The organism is Dokdonia sp. Asnod3-C12, assembly GCF_045063975.1.
GTDB lineage: Bacteria > Bacteroidota > Bacteroidia > Flavobacteriales > Flavobacteriaceae > Dokdonia.
The window spans coordinates 489,226-505,543 of the sequence record NZ_JBEFNY010000003.1; the positions used below are offsets into that span (position 1 = coordinate 489,226).

The following is a 16,318-nucleotide window of genomic DNA, read 5'->3' on the forward strand; positions in this document are numbered from 1 at the left end:
AGAAGTAGAAATAGGGATAATTGATTACCCAAGATTCTTTACACCGAATGCAGATGGCTTCCACGATACATGGAATATCATAGGACTAGGAGTAGCACCAAACTTAAACGCTAAGATTTTTATCTTTGATAGATACGGAAAACTCTTAAAGCAAATCAGCCCAGTAGGTGCTGGATGGGACGGTACCTTTAATGGACAGCCTATGCCGTCAAGTGATTACTGGTTCCGCGTAGAGTTTACAGAAGTTGATGAGCTAGGAACACAAAGAACCGTAAACGGACACTTTACATTAAAGCGATAATTAATATCAACTAGATTTAGAAAAGCTCTCAGTATGTGTTACTGGGGGCTTTTTTATGTATTAATCTTTATGATAAAAATAATCAGTAATCTGTTAAGTAATCTTAGCGTTTAAGCAAGTTTTAGTACTTTGTAATACATGGATAACCTTTAATTACGTGCGTGAGGGATAGCAGTGGTTACCCCGCAGTGTTATGGAGCGATAGCGCAGCATCACGAAGCGTATAAACGTATAGCCCGGTCACTAGACTTCAAGAATGAAATGAATGAAGGATAGGGGCACGCCCTGAGGTAAAGAAAAAGGCTATCTAAAAAGCTCCCAATCTAACTTTACAGAAAACACGTTAGAATAAATAGCAGCGCTCTGGTCACCTATATCTGTAAGTGCATAATCCACATGGATCCCTTTGTACTTGAATCCTACACCTATATTAGGTTGAAAACCTATAGACGTGGAGTCATCAAGAGCAGTGAGTTCTTGAAAATTACCAACGCCAGCTCTTACATATACTAGCTCTGCATAGCCAAACTCAAGTCCTAAGGCGGGTGTTGCACTTACGGCAGACGATGATATTATATCATTAGTTTGAGCAAATCTAAAATTCATATCTAGTTCTGCACGTAAGGAGTAATCATAATGAAAAATCCACTGGCGACCGAATCCTACTTGAAGTTTAGGGATGGTGATTTCTGTACTTTCTGGTAAATCTTGATTTTGACCTTCGACGGCATCGCTTATGGTAGCAAACTCATCTTCATCAATACTCCACGCGTTTACTGTAGTGGTGATGTCTCGAGCCATAACTCCAAAATCCCAATCTCCTTTTTTCCATTGCAACCCTACATCAAGGCCAAAACCCCAGCTGTTTGCAAAGTCACCTATTACTCTTCTCACCACCTTTGCATTCACCCCTAAATTCAAACCATCTAGCGGAAGTGCTCTTGCATAAGACACAGTAAAAGCATAATCTGCAGTAGAAAATAGACTGATACGATTGTAATCTATGTTTCCTTGGTCGTCTATAAGTTGGGTAGTATTTAAAATATCATCAACGCCAAAACGTATAATTGATATTCCAATAGCACTTCTATCATCAAGAGGTTTTGCAAAAGCGATGTAATCATAATTTGCAATATTTGCAAAATAGGAGGCGTGCATTAATGAGATCTGGTTATCTTCTAGGTTTACTAAACCTGCAGGATTCCAATAGCCTGCATTTACATCACTCGTACCTGCGACTACGGCATTACTCATACCAAGAGCGGCAGCATCTACACCAATATTCAAAAATTCATTCGAATATTTACGAACCGTTTGTGATACAGCAGTAACTGAAATGAGTAAAAATAGTATAGAAAGTGATTTTTTCAATAGCAGGATTTATGGGACAAATATCCCACTTTTAGTACACATTGTAAACAATAAAACGAGCTAGATATTGCACAAGCCTATATTAGTCGAAAATTCTTCCATACTTTTACTAAAAATTAAACAATGTCTATAAAGAGTTACGTTCCTAATGCCATCACAATGGGTAATTTGCTAAGCGGTTGTGTAGCGGTAGTTTTTGCTGTAAATGATCGTCTAGAGCTTGCTGCGATATTTGTAGCTCTTGGGATTTTCTTTGATTTTTTTGACGGCTTTTTTGCACGAATTCTTAATGCTTCTAGTGATGTAGGGTTACAGCTAGATTCCCTTGCAGATATGGTTACTAGCGGCGTTGTGCCAGGAGTAGTTATGTATCAACTGCTAGAAGATGCCAGCGGTATTCCTTGGGGAGCGGCACTAGAAGAACAGCACTTTCACTTGGGGTATATAGGTTTTGCAATTACGATGGCTTCGGCATATAGACTTGCAAAGTTTAATGTAGATGATCGCCAGACTAACTCATTTATAGGGCTTCCAACTCCTGCAAATACCTTATTCATACTAAGTTTACCTCTTATATTGATGTTTGAAGAGTACGCTTTCGCGAAAGCGTTATTAGAAAATCCATACGTCCTTATAGTACTTACCGCATTAAGTTGTTTTATGCTCAATGCAGAACTTCCATTATTTGCACTAAAGTTTAAAAACTGGTCTTTTGGAGAGAACAAAGTGCGTTACCTCTTTTTACTTGCAAGTGTATTATTGCTTGTATTCTTCCAGTTTTTAGGAATACCTATCATCATCATTCTCTACATCCTTCTTTCTATCGTTTTTAAAGAGCAAGCGTAGTCTTTCATCTATGTAGCCATTATCTTTGTGTAAAACTTAGAAAATGGATAATCAAGAAATAAGAAATCTAGCCCCAAAGGCGCTCTGGAATAAATTTGCAGATCTTAATGCTGTCCCTCGTCCTTCAAAAAAAGAGGAGCGCGTCATTGCGTTTATGAAAGACTTTGGTAAAAACTTAGGTTTAGAAACGATAGAAGACGAAGTAGGTAATGTAATCATAAGAAAACCTGCTACTGCTGGTCATGAGAACAAGAAAATGATTGTGATGCAATCTCACCTTGACATGGTACACCAGAAAAATAATGATACCGAGTTTGATTTTGATAATCAGGGTATCGAGATGTATGTAGATGGTGACTGGGTACGTGCAAAAGGAACTACACTAGGAGCAGATAATGGTCTTGGAGTAGCGACAATAATGGCAGTGCTTGAGAGTACTACTATTGAGCATCCAGCTATAGAAGCATTATTTACTATAGATGAGGAAACAGGTATGACAGGCGCGATGGGTCTTAAGGGAGGAATTCTTAAAGGCGACATCTTACTTAATCTGGATACAGAAGAAGATGACGAGATAGGAGTAGGTTGTGCAGGTGGTGTAGATATCACAGCAACTCGTAATTATCCAGAAGAAGGAATAGATGATGGTCTTGTAGCTTATAAGGTTACTGTAAATGGTCTTAATGGAGGTCACTCTGGGATGGATATCATCAAGGGACTTGGTAATGCAAATAAAATGATGAATCGCTTATTACGTAGTGCATCAGAAAATTTTGATATACGTATTTCAAGTATTGATGGAGGAAGTTTGAGAAATGCAATCCCAAGAGAAAGCGTAGCAATCATCGCGGTAGATGAGAATCAGCTGGCAGCTTTTGAAGCAGATTTTCAGGACGTGGCAAGTGCTATTCAAGGAGAGTACAATTCGCTAGAAGAAAACCTTAGCATTACCGCAGAGAAAACAAATCTTCCTGATAATGTTATGAACATGGAAGCTCAACAAGAACTTATTAAAGCGATAAGTGCTGCTCATAATGGGGTGTATAGAATGAGTCCAGAGATAGAAAACCTAGTGGAAACTTCTAATAACATAGCTAGAGTGATTGTAAAGGACGGATCTATAAAAATAGGCTGTCTTACACGCTCATCTGTAGATAGCACAAAGGATGATCTTGCAAATGCCATTATAGCTACTTTTGAACTTGCAAACTTTGACGTAGCACTTTCTGGTGATTATCCAGGATGGGCTCCTAATATGGCGAGTCCTATCTTAAAGGTGCTTGAAGCAAAATATAAAGAGATCAATAATGAAGATCCACATGTGGCAGCATGTCACGCAGGACTTGAATGTGGCATCTTGGGTCAGAATTATCCTGAGATGGATATGATTTCCTTTGGGCCTACTATTAAGGGAGCGCATTCTCCAGATGAGAGAGCAAGTATCTCTAGTGCTCAAAAGTATTGGGATTTTGTAATAGAAATATTAAAAGATATTCCAGTTGCTTAACAACTGATTGTTTCTTCAAATCATTAGATAAAAAAAAGCTAGCCATCGTAAGATGGCTAGCTTTTTTAATGTGCTGTAATGTTTGTATTACTTTACAATCTCTACAAGTTCGATTTCAAATACAAGATCTGCCTTAGGAGGTATTGCACCAGGATATCCTTGCGCTCCGTATCCTAAGTGGTAAGGGATAAATAGTGTTGCTTTATCACCTATAGACATCAATTGTAGTCCTTCTTTAAATCCAGCAATAAGTCTAGCTTCTGGGCTATATACTGTTTCAAGAAGTTTGTACTGTCCTGCAGCTTTCTTGCGGTCGTCTAGTTTGTTATTTGCAGCAGCTACTTCTTCACTACTTGTGTCAAATAACTCTCCTGTTGTAAAGAAACCAGCATATTCTACTTTTACTTTTTGACCAGTATTAGGCTTTATTCCTTTTCCTTTTTGATCAAAATAGATTCCTAGTCCGCTAGGAAGTTCTTCAATTCCTTCTCTCTTTGCGTCAAGCTCAGCTTTCTTTCCAGCAAATTGCTTTGCTTTTTCGGCAGCTTCTTTTGCTTTGTTTTCTTCAAAGGCAGCTAGTTCATTTGTAAACGTCTCACTAGCGTTGTAATTTTTTACATCACTTCCTTTTCTGATGATGTTTACTTGTTGGATAATTACTGGAGTTTTTGGTTTTCCAGCGCGTGGATCTTCAAGTTCTACTTCTGTAATAGCATCTACAACTTCTAATCCAGTAACTACTTTACCCCATACTGTATGACAGCTTACTCTAGGGTTATCACAGTTTTTAAGATTTCCGTTTGAGTCATAACCATCAAGGTGTGGTGTCGCTTTATGTGTAATAAAGAACTGACTTCCGTTAGTCGCATATCCAGAGTTTGCCATAGAAAGAACTCCTGCAGAATCATGTCTACGCTCAGGAGTAAGTTCGTCAAAGAACTTGTAGCCAGGATCACCAGAACCTGTGCCTGTAGGATCACCACCTTGAATCATAAAGTCCTTTATGATTCTATGGAAGGTTAATCCATTGTAAAATGGCTTACCAGCATATGTGCTATCTGCTAGAGGGTGTGTACCTTCTGCTAGCGCAACAAAATTTGCAACCGTTGCAGGGGCGTCGTTATAAAAAAGCTCTGCAACCATGGTTCCCTTATCTGTGATGATTTCTGCATATAATCCATCTCCTAGATCTGGATATTTATCATTACATGAAAAGAGTGATAAAATTACTGCAACTAATAACATACTTGTTTTCTTCATTGTTTGTGATTTATTTATTCGTTTGATTGGTCTTTTATTTCAAGTAAAGTAACGGTACTACGCACTGGGGTATTGCTAGGTATTCTATCTTCAAAACCGTAATAGCCGTAAGCTTTATAACTAGGAAATAGAAACGTCATTGTTTCTCCTTCCTTCATTAATTTAAGTCCTTCCCTTATTCCGGTAATTATATCTGGATTACTTTGATCTATTTGAGTAACCGTATTTCCTAGTTCTTCTTGCGTAACAAGTTCCTTACCGGTGATTGTTGCGAGGTTGTAATTAAACAAAACAAGATCACCTACTTGAGGAGCTTGCTTACCTAATGTATCTTTTGCAATATAAGAATACCAGAAACCATTAGGTGAAGGGTTATAGGTGTTTAAAGTATCGCTAGCTATAAATTTCTTAATAGCTGCTTCATCTTGGGCGATAAGCTCTTTGTTACGAGAGATAGTTTCTGTCTTCACGTAAGATCCTGTTTTTTGAGAAACTGGTCTGCGAGCAACTGTCTCAGAGCATGAAACAATAAGGAATATAGAAAACAGAAATATTACATTTCTCATGATGATAATTGGTCTTTATATGAAGGCAATAACTCTTTAAAGTTAGCAATAGTTTCTGCAAGTGCTACCTCGCTTCTTCCACCTGCGGCATTAGTATGTCCTCCACCATTATAATGAGCTCTAGCAAATTCGTTTACAGAGAACTCACCTTTAGATCTAAGCGACATTTTTATAATACTATCTGCTTTATGTTCTATAAATATCACAGCAAATATAATGCCCTCTAGCGAAAGACAATAATTTACAAAACCTTCTGTATCCCCTTTTTGAAAATTATGGTCATCTAGCTCTTTCTGCGTCATAGTAATAAATGCAGTTCTATACTCCCTTAAGACTACAAGATTATTAAGAGCAACACCTAGGAGTTGAAGTCTAGACTCGCTATTAGTATCGTAAATGTTTTGGTGTATCTGATCGTTATTTGCCCCTTTTTTAATGAGAGCAGCAATAACCTCGTGAGTAGTAGCGGTGGTAGATGAGAATCTAAAAGATCCAGTGTCTGTCATGATGCCTGTATACAAACAGCTAGCCATGTCTGCAGTAATTAGCTGCTCATCACCTAAAGCTTTTATGAAATGATATACCATCTCACAAGTACTGCTCATGGCAGTATCACTATAAGTAACCGTAGCATAATCTGCTGGTTGCTGGTGGTGGTCTATCATGATAAATGGAGCCTTGACATTATCAAGCACCTCTTCTAAGTCTCCTACTCTAGAAAAATGATTAAAGTCTAATGTAAATACGAGGTCTGCTGTTTTTATTGCATCCCTTGCATTAGTTGTATTAGATGTGTAAAAAAGTACATCGTCATGACCTGGCAGCCACTTTAAAAAATGTGGATACTCATTAGGCGCCACTACAACTGCCTTATGACCTTTTTTATTTAAATATGCTACAAGTGCAAGTGTACTTCCCATAGCATCTCCATCAGGATTTTTATGAGGAATTACAGCTATGCTTTTTGAGTCTTTAAGTAACTCTTTTGTTGTTGAGATTTGAGAGATATTCATAGTTTGCGAATATACAATTTCTGTTGTGCTCTATTTCTGCTTGTGATTAAATATTTAGCTTTTCAAGGAGATGAAAACTTAATATGGTGGTAACATTAAAAAGCAGTATTTTTGCACGCGATTTCAAGAAAGAGTTTTTACGCTTTCGCGAAAATTTTAAAAGCTCAACACGTGGGCATCTAAAAACTAAGTGAAGGTAGGGAGATAATACCGCCATTGCAGAAATTAAAGAATTATGACAAACAGAACTTTTACAATGATTAAGCCTGATGGCGTTGAAAACGGACACATCGGAGCAATCTTAGAAAAAATTACTGCTAGCGGTTTCCGTATTGTAGCAATGAAACTTACTCAAATGACGAAGGCAGACGCTGAGACATTTTATGCAGTACACAACGAGCGTCCATTTTTTGGAGAGCTTGTAGAGTTTATGACACGCGGACCTATCGTTGCAGCAGTTCTTGAAAAAGAAAATGCAGTAGCAGACTTCCGTACGCTTATAGGAGCAACAAACCCAGCAGACGCTGCTGAAGGTACTATACGTGCTTTATATGCAACTTCTATGGGAGAAAATGCAGTACACGGTTCTGATAGTGATGAGAATGCAGCTATTGAAGGTGCTTTCCATTTTTCTGGACGTGAGATGTTTTAATTGCTAGCGCAATAAACATATATACATATCTTACATGTGTTTTTACACATTAAGATTTATTTTAAATGCTTCTTCTATATAACATAGAAGAAGCATTTTTATTTACAGCTATTGTTGCGTTAAGGATAGTAGTGGTTACCCCACACGAATTGAGAACACCGAGCCATCTCACTTTTATGTGAGATGATAGCGAGGTTTTCTTAATGAGGAGGAGTAAAAACGGATAGCCTGACCCTTAGGGTAACGCCCATATAATAAGACGCCGTAATCGCTTTAAATAGTAGACTAATATATTAACTAAGCTGTTTTATTTCAATAATTTGAGCGCTTTTTGATTCATTTTAAAAGGAGAAAGCACATATAATATAGTAATAGTAAATATTTTAATTAAAAATACTTACTTTTGCACCGCCAAAAACACGGCATTAATACAACCCATTATGGACGTAAGGAATATCGCGATTATCGCCCACGTAGACCACGGTAAGACAACCCTGGTAGACAAAATTATGTATCACTGTGAGCTTTTTAGAGAAAACGAATCTAAAGGAGAACTTATTTTAGATAACAACGATCTTGAGCGTGAGCGCGGGATTACAATTACTTCTAAGAATGTTTCTGTAATGTACAAGGGAACGAAAATTAACATTATCGATACTCCTGGTCACGCCGATTTTGGTGGTGAAGTAGAGCGTGTATTGAACATGGCAGATGGTGTTTGTCTTCTTGTAGATGCATTTGAAGGGCCTATGCCACAAACGCGTTTTGTACTACAAAAAGCACTTGATCTTGGATTAAAGCCTCTTGTTGTAGTAAACAAAGTAGATAAAGAAAACTGTACTCCAGATATCGTACATGAAAAGGTTTTTGACCTTATGTTTGAACTTGGTGCAGAAGAGTGGCAGTTAGACTTTCCTACCGTTTATGGTAGTGCAAAGAACAACTGGATGAGTGACGACTGGGAGAAGCCTACTGATTCTATCGAGCCATTATTAGAAATGATAATGGAAAATATTCCAGTACCAGAGGTTAAAGAAGGAAACACGCAGATGTTAATTACATCTTTAGATTTCTCTTCATTTACAGGTCGTATCGCAATAGGACGCCTTAACCGTGGTGAGCTTACAGAAGGTATGCAAGTATCTCTTGTAAAGCGTGATGGAACTATCAAGAAAACACGTATTAAAGAATTACACACTTTTGACGGTTTAGGTCGTTTAAAAGTACCAAGCGTTCAAGCTGGTGATATCTGTGCAATTGTAGGATTAGAAGGATTTGAAATAGGTGATACTGTTGCAGATTTTGAAAATCCAGAAGGTCTTGCAACTATCGATATTGATGAGCCTACAATGAGTATGCTTTTCTCAATTAACGATTCACCGTTCTTTGGAAAAGATGGAAAGTTTGTAACATCTCGTCACATTAAAGATCGTTTAACAAAAGAGCTTGAAAAGAACCTTGCACTTCGTGTTAATGATACAGACAGTGCAGATAAGTTCTTAGTATATGGTCGTGGAGTAATGCACCTCTCTGTACTAATTGAAACAATGCGCCGCGAAGGATATGAATTACAAATCGGGCAGCCGCAAGTAATTATAAAAGAAATAGACGGAGTAAAATGTGAGCCTATAGAAGAGCTTACTATTGACCTTCCAGAAAATGTATCTGGTCGCGCTGTCGAGTTTGTGACAATGCGTAAAGGAGAAATGCTTTCTATGGAGGCAAAAGGAGAGCGTATGATTATTGAATTCTTAATCCCATCACGTGGTATTATAGGATTACGTAACCAACTACTTACTGCAACTGCAGGAGAAGCAATTATGGCTCACCGTTTTAAAGAATACCAGCCTTTCAAAGGAGATATTCCTGGACGTATATCTGGATCTTTAGTATCTATGGAGAATGGAAATGCGATTCCTTATTCTATCGATAAGTTACAGGATAGAGGTAAGTTCTTCGTATCTCCAGGTGAAGATATTTATGAAGGTCAAGTAATTGGTGAGAATTCTCGTCAAGATGACATGAACATTAACATTACAAAAGCTAAGAAGCAATCTAACGTACGTTCATCTGGTGCAGATGATAAAGCAAAGATTGTTCCTGCTATCAAGTTTTCATTAGAAGAGGCGCTAGAATATATTCAGAAAGATGAGTATGTAGAGGTAACTCCTAATCACTTGAGACTACGTAAAGTTCACCTTAAAGAGGTAGATCGTAAGCGTTTTAAAATAGCTTAATAATCTTAGAAATAAGAAATTATAGAAAAAACCTACTCGTACTGAGTAGGTTTTTTTATGGGCTATCGCGAAGGCTAGACCTAAAAACTATTACTTCCTAAGACCTAGTATGCTAAAAAAGAAGCTGAAAAGAATGGTCTGCACACCAAGTAACAATGTAGTAATAGCAGGAATTACTACGCGTAAAGTACTTACACCCGTAATGTTACCAAAGTTCACAGCTTTCCAATTCTGATAAGCATACACAGTTGTTATGATGGCTGTTATAATAAGCGTAAAGCCAACAATCAAGCCTTTTTCTAAAGTAAGCACTCTAAAGAGCTGATCATATTTTTTTGACTTAGGCAGTAAATCATTTTCTACTGTATAAATTTTAGTCAAGCCGTAAAATAGTACTAGCTGAAAACCTACAAGAAAAGTGGCGCTACTATATAGTAACGTGTGAACTCCTAACGTAATTTTACCTAAATGTAATGGACCAGTAACAAGAATAGTAGACAGTATAAATCCAACAGTCATAAATAAGACTCCTGGAATCATAAACAGCCAACTAGGACTGTAAAGAAGCAAAAAACGCAGATGTCTCCATCCATCTTGCCAAGTATTGAGATGTGGTGGCCGTGTACGACCGTCAGGATGTAAGATGGTAGAAACTTCTACAATTTTCATCCCTTTTAAACTTGCTTTTACAATCATCTCTGACGCAAACTCCATACCCGTAGTTTGTAACTCCATTCTCTGGAAAGCATTTTTACTAAAACCTCTTAAGCCACAATGAAAATCGCCAATTTTAGATTTAAAAAATAATCGCCCTATAAATGATAGTACAGGATTACCTAGATATTTATGTAAGAAGGGCATTGCTCCTTTTTTGATTTCGCCTTTAAAGCGATTACCCATTACTAGGTCGTTTCCTTTACGTAACTGGTCAACATATGGCGTAAGGTTTGAAAAGTCATAACTATCATCTGCATCTCCCATAATGATGTAAACTCCTCGAGCTGCCTTTATTCCTTCCTTTAATGCGCTTCCATATCCTTTATGAAGTGCGTTTACTACAATTGCTCCATGCTTTTTTGCTATGTCCTGCGAGCCATCTGTACTTCCGTTGTCACTTATGATAACTTCACCATGTATAGATTGATTTGCTAAAAACTCATTTGCTTTTAGAATACAAGTAGCGAGCGTTTCGGCCTCATTGAGACAAGGCATCACTATCGAAAGTTCAATTTTCATTTGTAAGATTTTTTTTGGTAGTTATCATATCCATTGTGAGAAAAACAATTAGAAATAGAACCCAATCATTGTAAAATGTAAACCGTTGTATAGTGTGCATTGCTATGGAGACTACAGCCATATTTGCCATTGTACAGAGACTAAAGAATAAAACAGTTTTATTAAGAATTGCAGGCTGTTTAATGAAATCTGTGAGACTTATTAAAAATAGAATTACAAATAAAACAAACATACTAATGGAACCAAAGCCATTAATAAAATTCATAATATATAATTTAGTCCAATCTACTTTATTATCCCAAGTAAGAGTTGCTGTCATCGATGTTGTTAGCTGGTCAACTAGGATAAAGTTTTCGTCAGTAAGCTCTCCATCACTTACTATCTCTAGTCCCTTATAAAATAAAGTTGCATTTGCAATCTTACTATAATATTCCTCATAAATATCAATATCTGGTTCATTGGGATTGTTTTTATGATTGACATTGAGCCCTTCTTCTTTAAGGATTGCAAACATCTCCTCAAAATATTGTTTTTCTTGAGAATCTTCATAAAGCAAGTTGTCACTTTCTTGGGCAGTAAAAATTGCTGGAGTAAACAGATGAATACCTGTCCACGGAGTGCTTACAAAATGGTTGTGTTGTATATGATGATATGTTTTATCTACAAAATTTGTGAGAAACGGTAATATCAAAAATGCTAACGCTAAGATTACTGTTTTTTTAGAAGTCTTATTTCGAAAATAAATGTTCAAGCAAATAAGTATTCCCATTGGGACAAGAAAGACAAACTGCGTCCGCGTTAATAGTAGTACAAAGAGTACAATAAACGCTTTGGTTAATGGCCTTGTTACGTTATTCAAAAATGCATTGAAAAAGAACGTAATTGTAATTAGATAAAGTGGATAAGATACTGCCTCACTTAAGATATTATTACCTATTCCTCTTTCAGCAATATACGGGTATAGCACCATTCCGAAAAGAATAACAAGCCAATGAACGGAGAGTGAAGTCCATTTTCTAAGCTTAGTAATCATGAACAATGCTGCACTTATGCCCATAAGAGTTTGTAATCCAATTATAGCAATATCTTCATGGCTCCCAAATAATAGGTCAATAATTTTAAGAAATATTGGATATATTGGAGTTCTATAAATTGCAGCTGTAATATAGCCTTCTGAGTCAGGGAAGATATGAACAGGTCGTAAAAGAGTAGTAACGAGAACTAATGTAGCAATCAAAATGATTGCTATGGTATAAATTTTATCACTTTTTAAAGACCTTATAATCTGCATCAATAATAATTTAAATTTATTTGGCTAAAATAGATATTATGTTCAAAGTACTTGAAGTATAATTGACATCTCTCAAAACAACGATTATATATAATTATGTTTGTATTTTACAGTACTAAAAGAGTAACTCCCAGTATTTGAAATCACCTTATACCATCCATAAATTTCAGCAAAAGGATACCGTCCAGTGGAACGATTTTGTCGCGCTATCATGCAACGCAACATTCCTCCATAATAGGGCATTTATGGAGTATCATTCTGATCGTTTTATAGATAACTCGCTGATGATATTTAAGGATAAAAAAGTAGTTGCACTGCTACCTGCAAATATTGAGGGAGAAGCGATCTATAGTCATCAAGGGCTTACTTATGGAGGGTTATTGATACTGCCATCTTTAAAGATTGCAGATTTAACAGAGCTATTTAAGGAGTTACTCAGTTATTTAAAGTCCCTAGATATTCAGACGCTCTACTTAAAGCAGATTCCTAACTTTTACAATCGTTTGCCTAGTGAAGGACTAGACTATCTTTTACAACTCGTTCAAGGGGCTTGCTATAGAGTGGATAGCGCTTCAGTCATTGATTATAGAAATGACATACAGATTCAATCTAATCGGCTTGAAGGTGTAAAGAAAGCTCAAAAACACAATTTAGTTATTAAAGAGGAAGATAATCTTGGTGATTTCTGGAACATTATTTTAACTCCTAATCTTCAAGAGCAACATAACGCCGAACCTACACACACTGCAGAAGAGATAACATTACTAAAGAAGTCATTCCCAAATAATATTAGACAGTTTAATGTTTACCATGATGGACGTATTGTTGGGGGAGCTACGATATTTGAGACAAGTACGACAGCACATGTCCAGTATATCTCGGCAAATAGTGAAAAACAAACTTTAGGCACACTAGACTTTCTTTTCAATCATCTTATAAAAGTTACTTTTAAAAACAAGAGATTTTTCGACTTTGGAACTTCAAATGAAAATGCAGGAAAACAACTCAATAAAGGACTTGCTTACTGGAAAGAATGTTTTGGCGCACGTACCTCTGTGCATCGAAGCTTCAAAATAGACACTGCAAATCATATCTATTTAAATAACGTACTGGTATGATCCCATTTTTAGATCTTAAAAAAATAAATGCTCCCTTTGAACAGGAGTTTAAAAATAAGTTCGATTCCTTTTTAGATAAAGGATGGTATGTGCTAGGAGAAGAGGTACAACTTTTTGAAGCAGAATATGCTCAGTATTGTGGAACGAGACATTGTGTAGGTACAGCAAATGGTCTCGATGCTTTACGACTCATCTTTGAAGGCTACAAAATCTTAGAACAGCTTCACGAAGGAGACGAAGTTTTAGTTGCAAGTAACACGTATATCGCTACTATTATCGCTATTAAGCAGTCTGGTTTGATTCCTGTATTAGTAGAAGCTTCGTTACTTACTTATAATTTTGATTTTGAAGATCTAGAACGCAAAATAACACCTAAAACGAAAGTAGTGTTACCTACACACTTGTATGGGAAACTTACGGATATGGAAAGGGTTAACGCTTTCGCGAAAGCGTACAACCTACTCGTAATTACAGATTGCGCACAATCACATGGAGCAAAGGATATTAATGGAAATCGCAGCGGATCACTAGCAGATGCGAGTGCGCATAGTTTTTATCCAACTAAAAACCTAGGAGCTTTAGGAGATGCCGGAGTAATTACTACAGATAATGAAGCGCTTGCTCAGGTAGTGAAAAAGTATAGAAATTATGGTTTTAAAGAACGCTATGTAGCCGAATATGCAGGAGTTAATTCTAGACTTGATGAGATACAAGCGGCCTTCTTAAGAATAAAATTAAAGCAATTAGATATTCAAAATCGTAGACGGCGTGAGATTGCGATGAAATATCTAAGCAAAATTCATAACGAACATATGATACTTCCTCAATTAAATAAAGAAGAAAATCATGTGTGGCACTTGTTTGTGATACGAAGTGTTTATCGAGATCAATTACAGACACACTTACAAAATAACGGGATAGGGACTAATATTCATTATCCAGTTCCTCCTCATAAACAAGAGGCACTTAGCGAGTACAATATGCAATCATTTTCCGTTTGTGAGCAATTGCATAAAGAGGTACTCAGTATTCCATTATCACCCGCATTGTCAGATGTAGATGTTGAGGACATTATAACAGCGCTAAACAACTTTAGATGCTAAGTAAAATACGCGCTAATATAGGTGACAATACGCTTTTAAAGATAGGCTCAATAAATGCTGTGAGTGTAATTCTCCAAATTTTAGGAGGGCTTATAACTTCAAAACTTATTGCTATTTATCTAGGGGAGCGTGGTATGGCATTGCTAGGACATCTGCGCAATTTTATGACTTCTTCTCAAGCTGCTGGAAATCTAGGCCTGTCCAACGGTATTGTAAAGTATGTAGCTACGGGTGATGAGAATAGTCATCCATTATCAAAATTATTATCTACTGCTGTTATTGTAAGTCTTGTTGCTACTATAATTGTATCATCGATGTTATACGTAGGCGCTTCTTATTTTAATGCACAGGTTTTTGGAGAAGAGGCACAGTACATCTATGTTTTTAAATTGCTAGCCATTGCCTTACCGTTTATAACACTTAACGGTATTTTACTTGCCGTTATTAATGGGCAGTCGGCTTATAAGAAGGTGGTTAAAATTCAAATATTTTCTAACCTTATTGGACTTGCTATAACAGTGTTAAGTATTATATACTACGGTGTGCAAGGTGCATTATTTTCGCTAGTTGCAAGTCCCGCAGTGATACTAGTGATTACCTTAATTGCATTAGGAAAGCAAGGTGATGTATTGAGAAATATTTCATTATCAAACTTTGATACGGCAGCGTTACGTAAGCTAGGATCGTACACACTTATGGCTTTGTTCTCTATGATTGTGCTGCCGCTCGTATATATTACCATACGTAAAGAGATAGGTGATGGTGCTGGTTACTGGGACGCAATGACTAGAATATCTAGTTATTATGTGAAGTTCGTCGCCACACTTATGACATTGTATATACTTCCTCAACTCGCAAAGGCAACTACAGATGAATCCTTTAGAAAGGAGATATTTGGGTTTTACAAAACCGTTCTTCCGCTCTTTGGAGTTGGACTTGTGGTAATATATCTACTACGAGATTTTATTGTAGGATTCGTTTTTACAGAAGATTTTGTCCCGATGACACATCTTTTTAAATGGCAATTACTTGGAGATTTTTTTAAGGTTGCCTCCATCGTGATAGGATATCAAATTATCGCAAAAAATAATCTAAAGCTATTTTTAATAACAGAGATAATATCCCTAGTAGTTATCTATTGTTCTGGAATTTACTTGGTGCGTAAATTTGGATATGAGGGAGCGTCTATGGGACATTGTTTTAGTTATTTTATACATTTATTGGTATTACTGTTTATCTTTCGGAAACCATTATTTGGTAAAATAATTGCAGCAAGTGAGTAGACTTAGTAACATATTACAATCCTTTAGAATATGGAAGTATAAAATGCTTTCATCTCATAAAAGTATCGATGGTAAAGCGGTACTTCATCAACCTGCGCAAATTAATGGAAAAGGAAGTATACGCTTTCGCGAAAGCGTACATATAGGTGTTATCAATTCGCCATTATTTTATAATACCTACGCGTATATAGAAGCAAGGAAGGGAGGTAGTGAGATCATCTTTGGGAATGATGTTGCAATTAATAATAACTTTTGTGCGATTGCAAATGAGGCTTCTATAACTATAGGAGACAGAACTACAATAGGTTTAAATTGTAGTATTTATAATTGCAATTTTCACAGTCTCAATCCTCAAAACCGAAGATCACATACAGGGTCTAGCGCAGCTGTAATCATAGGTGAGAATGTATTTATCGGGAATAATGTGAGTATCTGGAAAGGTGTGACCATAGGAGATAATGCCGTGATAGCGGCAGGAAGTACTGTTACAGTAAATGTAGCTGCGGGAACAACGTTTTCTAACTTTTTTTAAAG

General features: G+C 36.7%; 15 protein-coding genes. 9 read left to right on the top strand and 6 right to left on the bottom strand.

Features of this window, described 5'->3' with window-relative positions; all coding sequences use genetic code 11:
- Positions 1–19: 19 nt before the first annotated feature.
- Positions 20–301: a T9SS type B sorting domain-containing protein gene (locus ACJJVW_RS02230; RefSeq protein WP_405253047.1), complete on the top strand. Its 282-nt coding sequence runs from the start codon at positions 20–22 to the stop codon at positions 299–301.
- A gap of 303 nt (positions 302–604) precedes the next feature.
- On the opposite strand, the gene ACJJVW_RS02235 is transcribed toward ACJJVW_RS02230, so the two are convergent.
- Positions 605–1,672: a PorV/PorQ family protein gene (locus tag ACJJVW_RS02235; protein ID WP_379952657.1), complete on the bottom strand. Its 1,068-nt coding sequence runs from the start codon at positions 1,670–1,672 to the stop codon at positions 605–607.
- Between the two features lie 123 nt (positions 1,673–1,795).
- Here ACJJVW_RS02235 and ACJJVW_RS02240 point away from each other — a divergent pair, with 123 nt between their 5' ends.
- Positions 1,796–2,518 (top strand): phosphatidylcholine/phosphatidylserine synthase, encoded by a 723-nt coding sequence (locus ACJJVW_RS02240; RefSeq protein WP_298330870.1) that lies wholly within the window; start codon positions 1,796–1,798, stop codon positions 2,516–2,518.
- Between the two features lie 43 nt (positions 2,519–2,561).
- Positions 2,562–4,025, top strand: coding sequence for an aminoacyl-histidine dipeptidase (locus tag ACJJVW_RS02245; protein ID WP_405250615.1), 1,464 nt, complete (start codon positions 2,562–2,564; stop codon positions 4,023–4,025).
- A gap of 87 nt (positions 4,026–4,112) precedes the next feature.
- On the opposite strand, the gene ACJJVW_RS02250 is transcribed toward ACJJVW_RS02245, so the two are convergent.
- From ACJJVW_RS02250 to ACJJVW_RS02260, 3 genes are read right to left on the bottom strand one after another with little or no spacing between them, the layout of a single operon-like run.
- On the bottom strand, positions 4,113–5,285 hold the full coding sequence (locus ACJJVW_RS02250; RefSeq protein ID WP_298330865.1) for a peptidylprolyl isomerase: 1,173 nt from the start codon (positions 5,283–5,285) through the stop codon (positions 4,113–4,115).
- Between the two features lie 14 nt (positions 5,286–5,299).
- A complete protein-coding gene (gene gldI, locus ACJJVW_RS02255; RefSeq protein WP_405250616.1) occupies positions 5,300–5,851 on the bottom strand; it encodes a gliding motility-associated peptidyl-prolyl isomerase GldI in 552 nt (183 codons plus the stop codon).
- Positions 5,848–6,864, bottom strand: coding sequence for a bifunctional oligoribonuclease/PAP phosphatase NrnA (locus ACJJVW_RS02260; protein ID WP_379952653.1), 1,017 nt, complete (start codon positions 6,862–6,864; stop codon positions 5,848–5,850). The genes gldI and ACJJVW_RS02260 overlap by 4 nt, the downstream gene beginning before the upstream one ends.
- Positions 6,865–7,096: 232 nt before the next feature.
- Here ACJJVW_RS02260 and ACJJVW_RS02265 point away from each other — a divergent pair, with 232 nt between their 5' ends.
- Both ACJJVW_RS02265 and typA read left to right on the top strand, forming a co-directional pair.
- Entirely contained in the window at positions 7,097–7,516 is a 420-nt protein-coding gene (locus ACJJVW_RS02265) for a nucleoside-diphosphate kinase (protein WP_041295684.1), read from the top strand.
- A gap of 440 nt (positions 7,517–7,956) precedes the next feature.
- The gene (gene typA / locus ACJJVW_RS02270; RefSeq protein ID WP_339850338.1) at positions 7,957–9,753 is read left to right on the top strand and encodes a translational GTPase TypA; all 1,797 of its coding nucleotides are present in this window, start codon (positions 7,957–7,959) and stop codon (positions 9,751–9,753) included.
- Positions 9,754–9,843: 90 nt separating this feature from the next.
- Here the strand turns inward: typA and ACJJVW_RS02275 are convergent, their stop codons facing one another.
- Complete coding sequence (locus ACJJVW_RS02275) at positions 9,844–10,989, bottom strand: glycosyltransferase family 2 protein (protein WP_405250618.1); 1,146 nt, start codon at positions 10,987–10,989, stop codon at positions 9,844–9,846.
- Positions 10,979–12,280: a hypothetical protein gene (locus ACJJVW_RS02280; protein WP_405250619.1), complete on the bottom strand. Its 1,302-nt coding sequence runs from the start codon at positions 12,278–12,280 to the stop codon at positions 10,979–10,981. The genes ACJJVW_RS02275 and ACJJVW_RS02280 overlap by 11 nt, the downstream gene beginning before the upstream one ends.
- 137 nt (positions 12,281–12,417) lie before the next feature.
- Between ACJJVW_RS02280 and ACJJVW_RS02285 the strand changes: the two genes are divergently transcribed.
- From ACJJVW_RS02285 to ACJJVW_RS02300, 4 genes are read left to right on the top strand one after another with little or no spacing between them, the layout of a single operon-like run.
- Entirely contained in the window at positions 12,418–13,398 is a 981-nt protein-coding gene (locus ACJJVW_RS02285; protein ID WP_405250620.1) for a GNAT family N-acetyltransferase, read from the top strand.
- Positions 13,395–14,501, top strand: a complete 1,107-nt coding sequence (locus ACJJVW_RS02290) for a DegT/DnrJ/EryC1/StrS family aminotransferase (protein WP_405250621.1) — start codon at positions 13,395–13,397, stop codon at positions 14,499–14,501. The genes ACJJVW_RS02285 and ACJJVW_RS02290 overlap by 4 nt, the downstream gene beginning before the upstream one ends.
- A complete protein-coding gene (locus ACJJVW_RS02295) occupies positions 14,495–15,784 on the top strand; it encodes an O-antigen translocase (RefSeq protein ID WP_298330847.1) in 1,290 nt (429 codons plus the stop codon). The genes ACJJVW_RS02290 and ACJJVW_RS02295 overlap by 7 nt, the downstream gene beginning before the upstream one ends.
- Complete coding sequence (locus tag ACJJVW_RS02300; protein WP_298330844.1) at positions 15,777–16,316, top strand: DapH/DapD/GlmU-related protein; 540 nt, start codon at positions 15,777–15,779, stop codon at positions 16,314–16,316. Before ACJJVW_RS02295 ends, ACJJVW_RS02300 begins: the two co-directional genes overlap by 8 nt.
- The last annotated feature ends 2 nt before the right edge of the window (positions 16,317–16,318 follow it).

What these genes read in the sequence shown, in the direction of transcription:
- ACJJVW_RS02240 (WP_298330870.1), top strand. Translation starts at nt 1,796, where the DNA reads ATGTCTATAAAGAGTTACGTTCCTAATGCCATCACAATGGGTAATTTG.
- ACJJVW_RS02245 (WP_405250615.1), top strand. Translation starts at nt 2,562, where the DNA reads ATGGATAATCAAGAAATAAGAAATCTAGCCCCAAAGGCGCTCTGGAAT.
- ACJJVW_RS02250 (WP_298330865.1), bottom strand. Translation starts at nt 5,285, where the DNA reads ATGAAGAAAACAAGTATGTTATTAGTTGCAGTAATTTTATCACTCTTT.
- gldI (WP_405250616.1), bottom strand. Translation starts at nt 5,851, where the DNA reads ATGAGAAATGTAATATTTCTGTTTTCTATATTCCTTATTGTTTCATGC.
- ACJJVW_RS02260 (WP_379952653.1), bottom strand. Translation starts at nt 6,864, where the DNA reads ATGAATATCTCTCAAATCTCAACAACAAAAGAGTTACTTAAAGACTCA.
- typA (WP_339850338.1), top strand. Translation starts at nt 7,957, where the DNA reads ATGGACGTAAGGAATATCGCGATTATCGCCCACGTAGACCACGGTAAG.
- ACJJVW_RS02275 (WP_405250618.1), bottom strand. Translation starts at nt 10,989, where the DNA reads ATGAAAATTGAACTTTCGATAGTGATGCCTTGTCTCAATGAGGCCGAA.
- ACJJVW_RS02280 (WP_405250619.1), bottom strand. Translation starts at nt 12,280, where the DNA reads ATGCAGATTATAAGGTCTTTAAAAAGTGATAAAATTTATACCATAGCA.
- ACJJVW_RS02290 (WP_405250621.1), top strand. Translation starts at nt 13,395, where the DNA reads ATGATCCCATTTTTAGATCTTAAAAAAATAAATGCTCCCTTTGAACAG.
- ACJJVW_RS02295 (WP_298330847.1), top strand. Translation starts at nt 14,495, where the DNA reads ATGCTAAGTAAAATACGCGCTAATATAGGTGACAATACGCTTTTAAAG.